Origin of the sequence: Microbulbifer elongatus, from assembly GCF_021165935.1 — a bacterium.
GTDB lineage: Bacteria > Pseudomonadota > Gammaproteobacteria > Pseudomonadales > Cellvibrionaceae > Microbulbifer > Microbulbifer elongatus.
This window is the reverse complement of record NZ_CP088953.1, coordinates 1,361,505-1,378,890: the sequence shown is the minus strand read 5'-3', so window position 1 is coordinate 1,378,890 and position 17,386 is coordinate 1,361,505. Positions and strand designations below refer to the sequence as shown.

Here is a 17,386-nt window from a genome sequence, read left to right as displayed (position 1 = left end):
GCGTCCAGACGCACCAACGAAAAAGGGCAGCGAACGCTGCCCTTTTTTGTGTTGCCGGTTCCGGTCAGCCGAGACTGCCCAAGACGCTGCGCATGGTCCAGAAGTCCCACCCTTCCGGCAACCGATTGCGCTCTTCGTCTGTGGCGACAATTCCCCGTCGGTGCTCAGGCCACGCCAGTACCGCGACGCCTTCGTAGCCGGTGAAACGGTGAAAAAGCACCGGCGCCGACAGTTTGCGCTCCAGCTGTTCACACAGCGGGTGCCACGACAGGGGTAGCTGGCGTCGCACCCGGGTCCAGTCCCGCTCAGTCTCTTCCCCGCTGTCGGCCTCGGCAACCGCGGTCCCTTTGCGCAGTGCCTCGCAGCGCGCCTGGCTCGCCGCCAGCGCCTGCTCTTCCGGCAGAGTCAGTACCCCCATGGCCTGCTGCTGCGCACAGAGAATACAGCTGTCGATGGCGAGCCCCAACGCAGCGCCGCGCTCGACCGGGATAAACCAGCCGTGATCGGCGGGCACCGGCCATTCGCATACGCCACAGGTTCCCTGATCCGCCTCACCGGAGTCGATCATATCCAACTGCTGTGGCAACTTGCCCGGTGCCCAGAAGTGGGGACTCTCCCCGGGGAAAAACTCCTGCGCATACTGGTTCACATGCCAGTGAAAACTGAAACCTGCCGCCACGCGACTGCGATCCCGTGGCCCCAGGCTGCGGTAGCCGCGGTGATTGACCTTGGCGAGACAGTATTCACAGGCGTGCGGTGCCTTCTCCAGTCCCGGTGCCGCCAGTGCCTCCCGCGCGGTGCCGATCCAGACAACCTGAGCAGGGTCTTCCAGTGCGCCGCAGCAACTGGCCAGGTGTACCCGATGGAAAAATTCCCGGCGCACCTGCTGATCTTCCACCGCCGCCACATCCACGGCAAACATCATCACCGGGTGGCCGCGATACATCCAGCCGTGCTCGGTCTGGTCGAGATCGCCCAGAGTCACTTCCATCCCCTGGATCAGGGCCTGCTCAAGGGAACTGATCTGCGCCGCATCCTCGGACGCTTCGGCCAACGCCTCGCCTGCGGGGGTGTCTTCATCGGCAGCGCCGGCCTCGTCCTCCGGCAAGTCCTGCACCGCCGTGTCATCTTCACTCTGGTCAGCAGAGGAAGCCCCCATGCCAGAGATAGCCTGGGTGAGCGCTTCCAGATGACGGCTCCAGCGGCCCATCAGAAGGACTCCTCGAGGATACTGTGGATCTTGGTTTCTGAATTGGTGATCACGCGGAAAGCCACTCGCTTGGATTGTTCGATATTCTCACTGCCGTCGGCATTGTAAATCGGCCGCGAAGAAGAATATCCGACTGCCGCCACATTCTGCATCATCCAGGCGTGGTGAGTGGTCACTTCATCCAGGGTATAGACATAGCGCAGCACCGAGCGCGCGCGATCCTGAGACAGGCGCAGGTTATTGAAGTAACTGTCATTGCGGTCGCTGGTCTGGCCCCAGCCGGTACTGGTGTGCCCCTCGATACGCACCGCCTCCACCGATCCCTTGAACGGCGCCAGCACGTTCATATAGCGGGGAAAGAACTCCTCGAATACCACCTGGTAACTGTCACTGAGCGCCGCCTCTCCGGTATCGAACATGGCATCGGAGTTATTGAACGCGACCGTCAGCGTATCCCGATCAATGGTCGCCCCCCAGCGCGTCAGGTCTGGCGCGAACTCACGCTGCAGGGATTCGTAGATTGCCAGCTGATTTTCCTTGTAGGACATGGCAATCGTGCGGATCTTTTCCCGCTCGATCATCACGGATCGCATCATCGCCACGGCGATACACAGGAACACCATCATCAGACCCGCCATCAGGTCGGAAACACTGATCCAGGAGGCATCGCTGTCGTTGCGCGCGCCGCCGGCAGGGCCGCGCCAGCCCGCTGCCAGCTTGCCGGAGCGGGAAAACCCGGACCGCGAACGCATCAGGCAATTTCCTCACGGGCACGCTCGTTGGACTGAGCGGCGTGACCTGCGGCGGTGAGGCGCTGCATTTGTGCCACCAGCTGACGATAGTCTCGGGTAAACTGGCCACTGATGGTTGCCAGCGCCTGTCCCATGGCCGCGATAACCCCTTCGACCTCCTCTTCCATTTTGCGCTCCACCAGCTGGTACTGCTTGCCAATGGAGTTTTCCGCATCGCCCATGCTCTTGCGAATAACGTGCGTGAGGGCATCCACCATTTCCTTGTGAGTACGCGCCTGTTGCAGGGCCAGTTCCTGCATACCGTTGCGATGGGTGGTGATGGATTCCTGTACCAGGCCCTGAATAAAATCCGCATCCAGACTGGACATCTTTTCGAAGGCGCCGGACACCGCCTCGATCTGCGCACCCAGCAGCTCGCTCTGTTTGGCGATACTGACCAGCGACTGCTTCATATCGCTGGTCATCACCTGCTGCACCACATCGATACCCTGAACAAACTGATCGATACGCTCACCCAGGTGTGGCAATACGTCCTGCATCTGTGCACTCACCCCGCGGTAGCGCTCCAGTTGTTCATTCAGCGCCTGCATCTGTTCCCGGGCCTGGGTATTGACGCCCTGCATACCCTCGAAGAACTGCGGTACATCTGCCAGCTGCTGGTGAATCTGCTGCAGGTCCCGCGCCACCTGTACCAGCCCCATCACCGCGGTATCGCAGTGTTCCGACCAGTATTCCACCCGCTCTTCATGGGCCTTGTATTCGCGGGTCAGGGTTTCCACCATGCGGTCAAACTCAGCGAAGTTGTCCCCAAAGCGGGTCATGTTCTCGCCGAACTGATTTTCCACGCGGTCATTAAAACGGGTGACCACCTGCTCCATCTGTGCCACCAGCGCCTGGGACACCTGCTCGGAAAAATGGGCCAGTTGGGCTTCACTCTGCTTGAGCTGGCGCTCCTGACCTTCCACCAGGGCTCCCTGCAGCTGCTGCAACGCCTGCTGGATATCCGCCAGCTCTGTCTGTGGTGCGTTGTCACCGGGCATAGGGATAAAGCGCGTCAGCGCACGCAATACGATCGACAGCCCGATGCCACACACACTGGTGATAAAGGCAGTTTTCAGACCATCCAGCAGGTTGGCGATACTCTGGTCGATATCCGCCAGGCTGAACTCGAACAGGCCGATGATGACCCCGGTAAAGGTGCCGAGGATACCGAGGGAGGTCAGCAGACCCGGCGCCTGCTCGACAAACTCCACCGCGCGGCGCAGAAAACGGCACACCAGCGCCAGCGCAAACAGCACCAGCATCACGGAAAGGAAACCCTCGGTTACCGCATCCGGGCTCAGGGCGACAAATACAGAGCGCAAAAATTCAGACATGGAAGCAATCTCGTGTGAAATCTTCTCGGTTTAATTTTTTGGTGTTGTTTCTTTTTTTAAATACGGCCGCGCCCTTCAGGCCTTCAGCTGCAGTACAAATTCCTGAACCGAATCCCCCGAGGGCAAGCGTCCGAGGTGATGGCCGAACAGACGGTAGCCGGGCAACAGGCGCATCAGATCCGCGGTACTGCCGAGGTGGCGTGCGCTACGGCTTTCGGAAATACCAGTCACCGCCACCTTTTCATCCTCAAGCAACTCATACATCGCCGGGCGCTGCGGCTGCTGACTGGATTTGTACACCAGAAAATGCAGCTGACCGCCGGGGGTCATGCGGCCCGCCAACAACTCACCCAGGGCCGCAATCTGGTCAGCGCTGCAGAAATTCAGCAGATCCCACAGGAACACCCCGTCGAGCCGGGTACCGGGATCAAAGCTGAACATGGATTCACTGAAACCGCTGGTTTCACCGTGCATTTTCTTGCGCCAGGCCAGGGAAGCGTGCAGGTCTTCCACGTACAGGGCGCCCACTTTCTTTTTCAGTGCATCAATATTGCGGCCATTTTTGCGCCCGCAATCCAGTACGGTAGCCCCTGTGGGCAGGGCACTCAATGCCTTGCGCACGCCGGCGAAATCCAGGCGTTCGTCATCGCGGACCTGACGGAAATAGGCGCTCACATCCGAGGCGCCGCCGCTGCGCACCTGATTGCGCGACGTGGTGCTGTCGTATTCGAGAAAATGCTCGGTGACATTCTGGTCCATGCCCTCCCGCTTCATCAGCGAGTTGAACAGGCTGAACCGGTCCATGCATTTCAGGAGCGTCACCGTGGAGTGCCCCTTGGAAGGCACCTCCGGGTAGCTGGGGTCATCCACGTATTCAAAGCAGAAATTTTCCAGCAGGCGGAACCGTCGTGGTTTATGCGGCTGGTTGCGCCCGGTATAGCGCATCGTATGCAGAATCGTACCCGGCTTCAGGTGCGGCTCCAGCAGGCGGATCAGATGGCGGATAACGTCCAGCTCGAGAAAATTCAGCAGGTCCCAGCACAGGATCACATCAAACTTGAGTGATTCAGGCTTGGGAATCAGATGGTCTTCCAGTGCCTGTAGAGGATCATCCGCATGTTGGTTGTCGGCGAGGTATTCCACCAGGTCTTCAATATGACACTGGCAGTTGAGGCCGAGAAAAGCCTGAGTGGTGCCGGACGAGAGAGGCCCGAGGTCGAGTATTCGGTCCCCGCTTTTGACCATCTCGGTCGTTAACGCAGCGAGGCCAAAAGAGCGGTGTTGCATTGTCTATCGCAAGATTTCGGGGCGTGAGCCTGAGGAAAGAAGGCAACGCCGCACGGGGGGATGCGGCGTTGCAGCGGAGGATCAGCTATCAGCCAGCTCCGCGTCCTTGGCCGAATCCTTGGCAGCGTCTTTAGCCGGTGCGAAAGACTTTTTCGCGGCGGGCTTGCTCGGCGCTTCGTCTTTCGGCGGCAGGTTCGGGTGAACCAGTTTGTCTTTGAACTCGGAATGACGGGCTTTCATCTCGTCATCGGTGTCGACCATATCCATGGAGCCGCGGAACTTACCGCCGTCGTCCAGCTGAATACGCGGGGCAATCAGGTTGCCCTTCACTACAGCGGTATTGCGGATCTCGATCAGCTCGTCTGCCAGTGCATCGCCGGTGAGGGTGCCGTTGATGACAATGTTCTGCGCGTGGATGTTCGCATTGATTTCACCTTCGCGACCGATGGAGAGGTCGTGTCCTTCCATAATCACGGTACCTTCGATGGTGCCTTCAATATGCAGGTCTTCGGTGCCGATCAGTTCGCCGCGGAACTTGATGTTTTTACCAATGACCGAGCGATCCTTCGCCATCGTGGATTCGAGCTTATCCGCAAACGGGCGTTCGCTCGCACCATTTTCGTTCATGCCGGAAAGAAAAGAGTTGGAATCCAGATTCGCATCTGGCTTGGGATCGAGCGGATTCGCCATATTGCCACCTAAGTTGTAACCGTAGAGAAATGTTTATGTTTTTAGGTAAGCCACGTTTTTAGCGTTTTTTTTCACTGGTTCCCATAGCCGTTGAGACAAAAATCAAACCGCAGCTCAAGACTGTGAAGGCCCTCACACAAAATTAGGCGCCAAGCACCTGTACCGGCAGAGTCATTTTTAACCAGCGTATAAAAAGCGTTCGCCACTGACCAAAAAGAATGCAACCGGTACATTGCCAGATTGTTTAAATAGCAGTTGATTCAGCGAAAAATCACACACTGGCGTGCGGGCAGCTTTTCTCGCGGGCGAGCTATTACCCCCGGCGTCGTGTTTACGGAAAATGGCGCGGCACACCAATAAGGGGCGTTTTTACCGGCGTCGCCGCGCCGGGAACAATGACGAAACTATTACTTCCCGGGTTGGTGTCGTACACAAACGGGCCAATTTTTTTCCAGTTGTTGAGCAGCCAGAGGTTACCGGACGGGTCGATGCCGCCCCCGGTGATACGTTCAAGGGCATCACTGGTGTAGCCGGTATCCGGGGAAATCGGATCCCCTACCGACAGGCCGGGCGGGCAGTCGCCACTTCCACAAAAACGCGACACACCGGTATCCGGCCAGACGGTGTCTGCCTGTACATCCTCAAACGGTGTATGACCAAAGTTGAATACCCACAGGGTATCGCTGCCATCGACCGCATTCCCCCAGGGAATGCTCAACCCACCCTGGCCAAATACCTGTAGCGGCGCACCCCCATCCGCGGGCATGAAAACAATCGATGGATTGCCGCCGCTCTGGGGGTCGAGTGGGTCAACACAGGGCACATTCACCGCATCGGAATTGGATATCCACATATTGCCTTTACTGTCGCTGGAGATACCCATGGGCCACGACAGTTCCGCACCCCCCATATCGACTTCCTCCACATTGCCGCGCTGATCGATACGGTACAAACGCTCGGACTTGTTGCCGGTGATCCAGGCCCGTCCACGCCTGTCGATCGCAATCGCGAAGGGCTTCAGGGAAGGGGATTCGGTAGGCTGCAGATCGGGATTGGCGCCGGGCAACAGGAAATTTTTCGCCAGTAGCGGGTTGCCACTACGAATCATGGTCACCGTGTCATTGCCACAGTTGGCCACCCAGATATTCCCCTCACGGTCCGAGACTGTCCCCTGAGGCCACCAGATATTACCCCGGGTAAATCCATTGCTGCGGGAAATGGGTCGACCGCTCTTGTGGAACAAAGAAACACTGTTGTGGGTGGCCGGAATTTTATTTTCCGGATCTGGCGGTACCGTACCGTCGGCACAGGCCGGCGATTCAAAACCGAAATTCCCCACCCATACATTGCCGCGTGGATCCAGAGTGATACCGAATCCCGCACCGCTCAGACCACCGCCGTAATAAGGTGACCCTTCGTAAGTTTCCCCCCAGGGGTAAAAGCGCAATAGACGCTGGCTTGCACAGGCGTTTTGATTGGTGGCCTTGGGAATGTAGTTATTCAGAATCCACGCACTGCCTTCGGCATCAAACGCGATATTTCCCGGCCCGTTCATCAGGTTGAAGCGGTCCTGGGCGGAGTACTTGCCACCGGTAAATTTGATAAACATCAGCCAATTTGTCGGACGCTGCTCCAGCGCCGGCTGATATAAAGGCGCCGCCAGTGACAGCATAAATATCGGGTCCGCACTGTCCTGCGGGTACAGCGGATAAGACGGGTTCCGGGTCAGGTTGGCCAGTGCCTGCAGGACATTGTCAGCGGGCGGTGCGCCCGCCGGTGAAGTGGCGGCAAACAGTTGTTCACAGTGTTCACCGGAGGCCACGCAGGCGGCAACTACATTGCTCAGTGCGTTGAACGTGGCAAAGGTACTGGTTTCAGCGCCATTGGGCGTCTGCCGCAGAACGTCAGATGGCCGGCCGGACACCGGATCCGCCATATTCGCCACCATTCTCACCGCGTTCTGCATACCTACATGATTGCCGCGCAACTGTCGGCCGTGAATAAACTGCGCGAAGGCAGCCGCCGTAGCAACGGTAGTGCGCTCGTTGATCACCAGCTGCGGCGGCACTTCGCTACCGGACACGACCGTGGCGAGGGTCACCAGTCCCCGTTCCGCAACCAGTAACAACACCGGCGGCATGGTCGCGATAAGGCCCGGAGGCAGACGGTAATGCAGGCGGAAGCTACCATCGGGCTTGCTCACCGCAGTCGCCAGCATGCGCTGGAAGCCGCCGGCAATGGTGAAGTTGGCGTAGAGAGAAACCCGATACCCCGCCAGAGGAAAGCGCTGACTCTTGACCGCGCCCTCAATGACTTCAGTAGCGGGGGAGATGGGGAGCCAACTGGCGTGGTACCTGTTCCGGTCCTCGGCAGCCTGTGCCCCCATCGAGGTGATCGCGAAGAGCAGTGCCAGTGCAGCAACAAACAGGCAGGCGTGGCGCCCGCGCATACGGCGTACTTCCATGGTCGAGCATCCCTACTACCCGGTGCTCTCGGCACCTCTACTTCCCGGATGTATCCTTCCCGGACCCGCGCCGCCATACGAACAGGCCCGGGAATCACCGATCAGCAGGTGATGCCTCAGGCTGCCAGGGGCGCTTAAAAAAGTATGGCACAGGGGTGCGCACCTACTCGGGTAATCAGGCGCCTGGCGTCTTCACAAAGTACGCGTGCGCCGCCTGGTTAACCCGCTCGGACAGCAACAGGGTGGATGCCATGGTGGGGATCGCCATTACCGCGTACATGCCGATAATCAGACTGTTGACGATATTCAGCGACAGCACCGCACCAAGCACAATCAGCAACAGATAGATCACCGTGTATACCACCTGAAACCGCGCGCCAAACAGGAACACGAAACACTTCATGCCGTAGTACCAGAAGGTAACAATGGTACTGAAGGCCAGCGGTACCACCATGATCAGCAGCAGCACCGGGCCCCAGCCACCAAACACGCTGCTGAACGCGTTCGCCGTCAGGGAAACCCCTTCAATGCCCTCGCCCTGCTGCCATACACCGGTCAGCAGAATCACCAGCGCGGTACAGGTGCAGATAATCAGGGTGTCGACGATCGGCCCGACCATGGCCACCACGCCCTCGCGCACCGGCTCGGTGGTCTTGGCCGCGCCGTGGGCCAGTGACTCGGTGCCGATACCCGCTTCATTGGAGAAGGCGCCGCGGCTGATTCCCGTCGCGATCACGGTACCGAGAACGCCACCCGCCACAGCTTCACCAGAAAAGGCGTCGGTGAAAATCAGCGCGAATGCCGCGGGAATTTCCTGCCAGAAGTAACCGATCACGCCGAGGGTCAGCAGCAGATAGAAAATCACCATCGCGGGCACGATACGCACCGCAAAGCGGCCAATACGCTGGATACGCCCCACAATCACCACCAGCGCCGCGACGGCGAGCAGCACACCGAGCCCGAGATCAAACAGAAATGCATTATCCGCACTTACCCAGCCCAGGGGTTCCGCGAATGAAACCCGCAGCAACTGCACTGTCTGATTGGACTGAAAAGAAGGCAGCAGGCCACCAAGCCCGGCAATGGCAAACAGATAGGCCAGTGGTTGCCAGCGCTTACCCAGCCCCTCGCGAATCACATACATGGGGCCGCCCTGGACTTCCCCGTTGCTGTCGCGGCCGCGGTACATCACCGACAGCGTTGCGGTGTAGAACTTGGTGGCGACGCCCACCAGCGCGGTTATCCACATCCAGAAGATGGCGCCGGGACCACCAGTGCTGATGGCGATGGCAACGCCGGCAATATTGCCGAGCCCGAGGGTGCCAGACAGCGCCGTAGACAGCGCCTGGCGATGAGGAACCTGGCCGGGATCATCGGGGTTGTCGTACTTACCCCGAAGCAGATCGATACTGTGTCCAAGGTGGCGATAGGGGCGCGCACGAGAGCTGACCAGCAGGAACAGGCCTCCGCCCACCAGCAGTACCAGTAACGGTGTCCCCCATGCGTAGGCGACGAAGGTATTCAGGGCAGATTCTAGGGATTCGAGAACATTCATGGGAAGAGAGTCAGCCAAAAGTACGCAATGCTCGCGCACTACGCCCCGGATCTCAAATATTGCCGCCCCCAACCCCAGAAAATTACCGCACCTCAGACGGAGGCACTACCTTACATAAGAGCCCGGATAGCGCCTACCGGAGCGACCTGGGGCGGACGCCCGCGGCCTAGCCGATTATTGCTCCCCGCGGCGTCTCGATGGAATTAATTTCCGGAAAAGGCCTCCAAACCCCAAACATCAATCCCCAACCATCAACCCCCAACCATCAACCCGTAGCCCCTATCTCAACCATATTGGAGAACGCCCTATGGACCTCAACCAATCCAGCGAGCACAACCGCCGCCTCGTTCTCGCTTCCCGCCCCGAGGGTGCCCCCGGTAGCGACAACTTCCGCCTGGAGCAGAGCGAGATTCCCCAGCCCGGCGAAGGCCAGGTATTGCTGCGCACTGTTTTCCTGTCGCTGGACCCGTATATGCGCGGCCGCATGAGCGACGCGCCATCTTACGCGGAGCCAGTGGCCATCGACGATGTGATGGTGGGCGGAACCATCAACCGCGTGATGGAATCCCGGCTGGACGGTTTTGCCGAAGGCGACTGGGTGCTTTCCTACACCTGCGGCTGGCAGGACTACGCCCTGTCGGACGGCACCATGCTGATCAATCTGGGCAAGGAGCCCAAGCAGCCCTCACTCGCCCTCGGCCTACTCGGCATGCCCGGGTTCACCGCCTATATGGGCCTGCTGGACATCGGCGCACCCAAAGAAAACGAGACCGTCGTCGTCGCCGCTGCCACCGGGCCAGTGGGCGCTACCGTCGGCCAGATCGCAAAACTGAAAGGTTGCCGCGCTGTCGGCGTGGCCGGGGGCCCGGAGAAGTGTCGCTTCGCGGTGGAAGAGCTCGGTTTCGATGCCTGTATCGATCACTACGCCGCTGACTTTGACCAGCAACTGGCCTCGGCCTGCGCGGACGGGATCGACGTCTACTACGAAAATGTCGGCGGCAAGGTACTGGACGGCGTGTTGCCGCTACTGAATACCGGCGCACGAGTACCGGTATGCGGACTGGTGTCCCAGTACAACGCCACCAACCTGCCGGAAGGGCCCGATCGCCTCGGACTGCTGATGGGGATGATTCTGACCAAGCGACTGAAGATGCAGGGATTCATCATCTTTGATGACTACGGCCACCGCTATGACGAGTTTTACCAGCAGATGTCAGACTGGTACGCCAAGGGCAAAATCAAATACCGCGAACAGATTGTCGAAGGCCTGGAACAGGCACCGGAAGCCTTTGCCGGAATGCTGGAAGGTAAGAACTTTGGCAAGCTCGTGGTCCGGGTGGGCGAGGACGGCTGACGTTAACCGCCAACCGGCGCTCCCCGCCACCATGCCTCCACACGTACACGGGAGAATGCAAGGTGAACTGGGGGGTGACGGGAAAAGGGACACCGGGAATGTACGGCGGTTGTGACCACCGCCGTACATCACCTGCTTATGTCTCCTTTATTTAGGGCTGCAGGTGTTTATCGATAAACGCGACGATGGCCTCGGTGGTCTGCATGCGGGCGGTACCCGTGACGAGGTGGTGGGTTTCGTCTTTCAATTCCAGAAACTCCACGGCTTTTTTCTTGCGCTTGAGCTGCTTGTGCATGTATTCAGACTGCCGTATCGGCACCACGACATCGTCCTCTCCGTGAATCAGCAATACCGGTGCCTGAAAGTTCTCCGCAAACCGCACCGGAGACACGGCACGCAAGCGGTCTTTGTCGACTTCACCACGGGCCATGCTTTCTTCCCAGTAACTGACGACCCAGTGATGCCTGCCGTTGTCACGCCGCTCATCCCGTAGCATCCGCTCCAGATCACTTACGCCATTTACCGATACCACACAGCGGTACTTTTCAGGGGTAAATGCGCCGCCGGCCAGCGCGGCATATCCGCCGTAACTCATCCCGGCAATACACACGCGCTGGGGATCAACAATGCCCTTGCGCACCAGCGTATCCAGCGCGTCGGTGACGTCATCCTGCATTTTTGCGCCCCACTCCCCGTTACCCGCCAGATGATGGTCGAGACCAAAACCGGTGGAACCACGGAACTGCGGCTGTACAACCAGATATCCACGATTGGCCAGCGCCTGGGCCAACCAGTCAAAGCTGACGCGATCGTAAGCGGCAGGGCCGCCGTGGGGGAGAATCACCGCGGGCAGGTTTTTCAGGTTGTCCACCTTGGTGCGCGGCAAGGTGAGCAATGTGGGAATCACCATGCCATCGCGGGCTTTGAAATTCATGGTCGCGATGGGATGAATCTGCTCACTGCTGACCTGAGGTCTCGCGGAAGCCAGCAGTACCGGGCCGCCCTCTTTCGGGAACAGATAGTAATCCCCGGCCACCTGCGAGCCCTCCACGTACACCACCAGATGCTCCCAATCTGCGCTCCAGTCACGCAGCCACACCGAGTGTCCGGCAAACTGTGCCTGAATGTCCTGCATCCGCTGATCCAGCGCCGGATCAAAGAACCGGTAACTCGGGGTAAAACCGGAGTAGCGCACTCCCCACACTCGGCGATCCAGGCTGGTGTAGGTGTATTCCACATCCGCATCATCCCGACCGAAACCCAGGTTCGCGAATTCGCCAGTGATCAGTGACAAGGTGTAAAAGTCGTTGCGATTGGTTTCACCATTATTCGCAATGGCGATCAGTGACTCGCGGTCGGGGGTCAGCCCCATAAAACTGATCGACGGGACCGAAGTCTCCTCGCGGTAAATCTCTTTCCATTCATCACCGTGGCGCGCGAGCATACGGTGCAGGTTGCGTTTGTTATCGAACAACTCGTGTGCGATCACCTCGCCCTTGTTGTCCACGAAGAAATCCCAGGAGGACGAGCGCCCCTTGAAATGTACCCGGGGAGAGCGCGGGCTATCCAGATCGACCCGCAGCAGCGACTTGCGCGGGCTCTGATCATTCTTGCTGTCGGGCACATACGCCGGCATATAGGCGTACTTGTTATCGGGCGAGAGCCCCACAATACTGCCAAGCCCGGTCTGCCCCGCATAGATCACGTCTCCCGGGGTCAACAGCTGACGCACCTCGCCATTTGCCACGTTAAAGGCGTAAGCGGTACTCAAATCCAGCTTGCCGCGAAACCCCCACAGCTTGCGCACATTCGACGCCACCAGAACGAGCTCGTTCTCGTTGGCGAAATAGATGGATTCCGGGGTTATTTCAGAGAGGTTCACGGCGTTCAACCGCTTGCCTTCCGCAAGCGACATCACGATGGCGATATCAGAGTCGTTTTCCCCGGTCATGCGGAAGGCAATGCGTTCGCCGCTGGGGGAGACCGTCAGCATGCTGACTTTTGGCAGGGCACCATAGTCTTTGGCGGTCAGTTCATTCGTTTTTGCGACCCCGGGGGACACAAGGAATAGAGAGAGTATCAGGCCCACCACAGGCTTGAGAATGTGGCATCGCACCAACCAGGAAATCATCACCAGACCCACCTTTTTTAAAATTATTATCGGAAAAATGTATCTTTCTCGCAGCAAAGGCTGCAGATCCTACCGTATTTCCGACAGATATTCCGCCGCAACCCTGTATTTGCGACAGACACAAAAAAGCCCCGACCAGCGGGGCAAACGGAAGATGACATCAATCAGTGATATCAAAGAAGACGTTGAGGACGCAGCAGTTACTCAGCCTTCGGCCTGGGCCAGGTCGCCGTCGGTTTCGGCCGCTTTCGGCTCGCTGACCCGCAGGGCACAGACCGCCGCCAGCAGCCAGCTGGCACCGCCCAGTATCAGCGCGTAAATGGCTTCGTTGTCGAAGAAGGTGCGCAGTACAAAGCCCAGTACGCTGGCGGCGAGTAGCTGTGGAATCACGATAAAGCCGTTGAAGATCCCCATCATCACGCCCATCTTGCGTGTGGACACATGAGTGGAGAGCATGGCGTAGGGCAGTGACAGGATCGATGCCCAGGCAAAGCCCACACCCAGCATTGGCAGCAGCAGCCACTGCGGGTCGCGGATAAACAGGAAAGACAGCAGGCCAAGACCACCCAGGGCCAGGTTCAGGCTGTGGGACAGACGCATGCCCAGGGTGCGGGCCATCACGGGAATCAGCAGTGCGGCGAGGGCGGCAAAACCGTTATAGGTGGCGAACAGAATGCCCACCCAGTCGGCGCCATCATTGTATGCCTGGGAGGTCACTTCGCTGGTGCCGAAGTGAAAACTGGTGACCGCAGCGGTGGTGTAAATCCACATGGCAAACAGCGCAAACCAGGAGAAAAACTGCACCCAGGCCAGACGCTTCATGGCATCGGGCATGGAGTAGAGGTTGGATACGATCTCTTCCAGCATGCCCTTGTCACCACCGGACTTGGCGCGCAGTACCAGCGCCAGCAGCTGCATCACACCAAGGCCGGCAATCAGTCCGGCGAGAATGTACAGCTGCTGGTCCAGCCCCTGTTGCCAGACGAACGCGGCAAAGGCGGTCCCCACCAGCAGTATGGCACCACCGATTTTGCGGTAGCCGGCGCTGTGATCCTGCTCGGCCTCCTGAGTCTGCTCCTGCAGCTCGGGCGATTCCGCCGCCTCGAACGCAGCCTGCTGCTCGGGGCTGTATTCACGGGTGCGGAACACACTCCACAGCACCGCCAGCAGGAAACCGATACCACCGACATAGAAGGAAACCCGCACGGAATCCGGCACCACGCCCTCCGGCGCAGTATTGGAAACATCAAACCAGTTGGCCAGCATCCACGGCATGGCCGAGGCCACCACCGAGCTCACCCCAATAAAGAAGCTCTGCAAGGCGTAACCAAAGGAGCGCTGCTTCTGTGGCAGCATATCGCCCACCAGTGCGCGGAACGGCTCCATGGACACATTGATGGAGGCGTCCATCACCCACAGCATGCCGGCAGCGATCCACAAAGTGGGCGAATGCGGCATAAACAGGATGGCGATGGAAGAGAGAATGGCACCGGCCAGCAGGAACGGGCGGCGGCGGCCAAAGCCGGTCCAGGTGCGGTCACTGAAATAGCCGATCAGCGGTTGTACCAGCAAACCGGTCAGCGGTGCGGCCACCCATAACACCGGGATATCGTCGATTTCGGCCCCGAGGGTCTGAAAGATTCGGCTGACGTTGGCGTTCTGCAGGGCAAAACCGAACTGGATACCGAGAAACCCGAAACACATGTTCCAGATCTGCCAGAAGCTCAACTGAGGCTTGGCGCCGGCAACCGCCGCCGTGGATGGATTTTGAGACATTGGGATCACCGCTGACTGACTTATGGTTATGCGGGGATTGTCTCAGCAGGGGCAATTGGGGCCATCCTCCCCGGCGGGGGCGGAGAATACCGGCCCGCGGGCCCCCACTTATTCAACACAACACCCATAAAGATCCATTTTTTGGACTTTAATACTAAAAATGCCGGTAAAATCCTTATTTCTGCACATTAAATAGATATTAACAAAGTCCTAAAATGGGCACATAATGCTGGAAAAACCCATTAAGGTTCCATAAAGCGCACCTTAACCACAATCGCTACAATTTCGAGCCTGAGGGCTACCCCATGGACTACACCAGCAGATCGCCCACCGCCATCGCCGGGGCGCTGGGCCAGCGACTCAAGCAGGCGCGCCTGAACCTGGACCTGACCCAGCAGGAAGTCGGCGAGCGCGCCGGCGTCAGTCGCAAAGCGGTGCTCAACGCGGAAAAAGGCAAAGCCCAGCTGGAGGTTCTGGTCGCCATTCTCCAGGCCCTGGAACTCACCCAGCAACTGGACAATTTCCTGCCACCGCAGCCGCCCTCCCCCATCCAGCTGGCCAAGCTCCAGGGCAAACAGCGCCAACGGGCGTCCGGTCAACGCGGTAAAGAGGAAGGGGGTGAAGAAGACACCCGGGAGGAAGCGGAATGGTAATGGAAGTCATCAACGTCGAATATCAGGGCGAGACCGCCGGCGCCGTCAGCTTCGATACCGACAGCGGCCTCGGCGCCTTCGAATACGACCCCGCGTTTATCGACACCGGCATCGAACTCTCACCACTTAAAATGCCCCTGGCGCGGCGCATCTACCGCTTCCCGGAATTGCGCTTTGAAACCTTCCGCGGCCTCCCCGGCCTGATAGCCGACTCTCTCCCGGACGATTTCGGCAATGCCGTACTCAACGCCTGGATGGCCGCCCAGGGCAAACAACCCCAAGACATCACCCCACTGCAACGGCTGCAATACACCGGCAAGCGCGGCATGGGCGCACTGGAGTACAGCCCGGCCACACGTATCAAAAAACTCAACGCCTCCCAGGATATCGCCATCGACGAACTGGTCGCCATCGCCCAGGAAGTGCTCGACAGCCGCGCCGGTTTTCAGGTTGAACTGGAGAAGAACGGTGAGAACCGGGAAGCCATGGTCCCCCTGCTCTCCGTTGGCATGAGCGCCGGCGGCGCCCGCCCCAAAGCCGTACTCGCCTTCAACCAGGACTTCACCCAGGTGCGCTCCGGCCAGACAGACGTGCCCGCTGGGTTCACCCACTACCTGATGAAGTTTGACGGCGTCAGCGAACACAACAAGAATCAGGAAACCTTCGGCGACCCCATGGGGTTCGGCGCCATGGAATACGTCTATCACCAGATGGCCACCCGCTGCGGGATCGATATGATGCCCTGCCATTTACTGCACGAGGGCAACCGCCGACACTTTGTAACGGAGCGCTTTGACCGCCACGGAAACGACAAAATCCATATCCAGACCCTGAACGGCATCGCCCATGCGGATTACAAGGTACCGGGCTCCTACTCCTACGCCGAACTCTTCGGCATCGCCCGCCAGCTCAAACTCACCGCCAGAGACGCAGAACAGCTGCTGCACCGTCTGGTCTTCAATATCGTCGCACGCAACCACGACGACCACGCAAAGAACTTTGCCTTCCAGCTCAAGGGGAGAACCTGGCAACTGGCCCCCGCCTACGACCTGGCATACAGCTACAAACCGGGCAGCCGCTGGGTAAACAGCCACTGGATGAGCCTGAACGGCAAACGGGACGGATTTACCCGCAAAGACATCTACAGCCTGGAAAGCATCAGCCCACTGTTTAGCAAGCGGAAAATCGACAACGTTGTGGATAAAGTAACCGAGCAGGTCTCCCACTGGCGCCGCCTGGCCACCGAGCAGGAAGTGCCGACAACACTGATAGAGGAAATCGAGAGCAACCTGCGTTTAAAGCTGTAGATTCAAGCAAAGAATGAGACGCCGCTTTGCCACCCCCGCCAATGGCATCTGGCGTCATATCCCTCGTGGAAGACAGGCGGTAAATCGTATTAAGAAACCAAATATGCCTAGATATAGACATATACCGAAATGGGCAGATATAGGCATAATGGGTAGATATGGCAATATATGTCCAGATATAGACATTATGTCTATATCTGGGACTTTTGAATAAAACTGTTAGGAGTACTCTGTGATCCAGCAACGTCCTGGAGATGTACTTGAAGTCTTCTACGAAGATAACTGGTACTACTTGGTAGTTATTACAAAGATTTTTATGTTTGGTGGAAACATAGTTTATGCATTCCATGGTGACGGCAAGAAAATTGATGATTTCGTGCCCTCTACAGAAAAATCTGGATTTAATATTTGCACCGATCTGTTGCTTCCCAAAAAAGAAGGCATTGTCAAAAGAATAGGAAAAGTCGAGGATCCTGCAAAATATTTAGTTATAAACTTAATAAAAGGCTGTCATGAACATAGAAAGGGCATGAAGGCTAAAGAATGGTGGCTCTACACCGTAGATCCACCTATGAAACATGTAGCTCGAGTTGCTCGGTTGACCAAAAAACAATCACTAGCAATGGATTCAGGAATGTTTGCTTTTGACCTGACAGCAAAGAAGATTCATGAAAATTACACACCAGATCAAAACCCGTTTATTGAGCGCGGAGTGTTCGGAGAGTTATTCTCCTAACAAAGCGCAGCAAAGGGACGGCTTACTTTAAGCACGTCTTGCGCTGGTCGCTGCGCTCCCATTTTCGCGCAAAACGCGCATAAAGTAAGCCGCCC

The 17,386-nt window shown here is 58.1% G+C and carries 13 protein-coding genes; 4 read left to right on the top strand and 9 right to left on the bottom strand.

All coding sequences use genetic code 11. The features are described from left to right. Window positions 1–64 precede the first annotated feature (64 nt). The 7 genes from LRR79_RS05595 to LRR79_RS05565 form a co-directional block, all read right to left on the bottom strand. The gene (locus LRR79_RS05595) at window positions 65–1,210 is read right to left on the bottom strand and encodes a hypothetical protein (protein WP_231759418.1); all 1,146 of its coding nucleotides are present in this window, start codon (window positions 1,208–1,210) and stop codon (window positions 65–67) included. Then, window positions 1,210–1,962 carry an OmpA/MotB family protein gene (locus tag LRR79_RS05590; RefSeq protein ID WP_231759417.1) on the bottom strand — a complete coding sequence of 251 codons (753 nt, stop codon included), beginning with the start codon at window positions 1,960–1,962 and terminating at the stop codon, window positions 1,210–1,212. Before LRR79_RS05590 ends, LRR79_RS05595 begins: the two co-directional genes overlap by 1 nt. Continuing rightward, window positions 1,962–3,338 (bottom strand): hypothetical protein, encoded by a 1,377-nt coding sequence (locus LRR79_RS05585; RefSeq protein ID WP_231759416.1) that lies wholly within the window; start codon window positions 3,336–3,338, stop codon window positions 1,962–1,964. The genes LRR79_RS05590 and LRR79_RS05585 overlap by 1 nt, the downstream gene beginning before the upstream one ends. A gap of 75 nt (window positions 3,339–3,413) precedes the next feature. Beyond that, a complete protein-coding gene (locus LRR79_RS05580) occupies window positions 3,414–4,625 on the bottom strand; it encodes a class I SAM-dependent methyltransferase (RefSeq protein ID WP_231759415.1) in 1,212 nt (403 codons plus the stop codon). An 81-nt stretch (window positions 4,626–4,706) separates the two neighbouring features. Then, complete coding sequence (locus tag LRR79_RS05575) at window positions 4,707–5,315, bottom strand: bactofilin family protein (RefSeq protein ID WP_231759414.1); 609 nt, start codon at window positions 5,313–5,315, stop codon at window positions 4,707–4,709. Between the two features lie 331 nt (window positions 5,316–5,646). Further along, window positions 5,647–7,779, bottom strand: coding sequence for an NHL repeat-containing protein (locus tag LRR79_RS05570; protein ID WP_231759413.1), 2,133 nt, complete (start codon window positions 7,777–7,779; stop codon window positions 5,647–5,649). 175 nt (window positions 7,780–7,954) lie between these two features. Then, complete coding sequence (locus tag LRR79_RS05565) at window positions 7,955–9,334, bottom strand: alanine/glycine:cation symporter family protein (RefSeq protein WP_231759412.1); 1,380 nt, start codon at window positions 9,332–9,334, stop codon at window positions 7,955–7,957. Between the two features lie 307 nt (window positions 9,335–9,641). Here LRR79_RS05565 and LRR79_RS05560 point away from each other — a divergent pair, with 307 nt between their 5' ends. Then, window positions 9,642–10,688, top strand: coding sequence for an NADP-dependent oxidoreductase (locus LRR79_RS05560; protein ID WP_231759411.1), 1,047 nt, complete (start codon window positions 9,642–9,644; stop codon window positions 10,686–10,688). Between the two features lie 151 nt (window positions 10,689–10,839). On the opposite strand, the gene LRR79_RS05555 is transcribed toward LRR79_RS05560, so the two are convergent. Both LRR79_RS05555 and LRR79_RS05550 read right to left on the bottom strand, forming a co-directional pair. Continuing rightward, window positions 10,840–12,819 carry an alpha/beta hydrolase family protein gene (locus LRR79_RS05555; RefSeq protein WP_231759410.1) on the bottom strand — a complete coding sequence of 660 codons (1,980 nt, stop codon included), beginning with the start codon at window positions 12,817–12,819 and terminating at the stop codon, window positions 10,840–10,842. A gap of 204 nt (window positions 12,820–13,023) precedes the next feature. Next, window positions 13,024–14,595 carry an MFS transporter gene (locus tag LRR79_RS05550; RefSeq protein ID WP_231759409.1) on the bottom strand — a complete coding sequence of 524 codons (1,572 nt, stop codon included), beginning with the start codon at window positions 14,593–14,595 and terminating at the stop codon, window positions 13,024–13,026. Between the two features lie 305 nt (window positions 14,596–14,900). On the opposite strand from LRR79_RS05550, the gene LRR79_RS05545 reads away from it, so the two are divergent. The 3 genes from LRR79_RS05545 to LRR79_RS05535 all read left to right on the top strand — a co-directional run bounded on the left by LRR79_RS05545 (window position 14,901) and on the right by LRR79_RS05535 (window position 17,291). Next, complete coding sequence (locus LRR79_RS05545) at window positions 14,901–15,248, top strand: helix-turn-helix transcriptional regulator (RefSeq protein ID WP_231759408.1); 348 nt, start codon at window positions 14,901–14,903, stop codon at window positions 15,246–15,248. Beyond that, window positions 15,242–16,555 carry a type II toxin-antitoxin system HipA family toxin gene (locus LRR79_RS05540; protein WP_231759407.1) on the top strand — a complete coding sequence of 438 codons (1,314 nt, stop codon included), beginning with the start codon at window positions 15,242–15,244 and terminating at the stop codon, window positions 16,553–16,555. Before LRR79_RS05545 ends, LRR79_RS05540 begins: the two co-directional genes overlap by 7 nt. A gap of 232 nt (window positions 16,556–16,787) precedes the next feature. Further along, the gene (locus LRR79_RS05535) at window positions 16,788–17,291 is read left to right on the top strand and encodes a hypothetical protein (protein ID WP_231759406.1); all 504 of its coding nucleotides are present in this window, start codon (window positions 16,788–16,790) and stop codon (window positions 17,289–17,291) included. The last annotated feature ends 95 nt before the right edge of the window (window positions 17,292–17,386 follow it).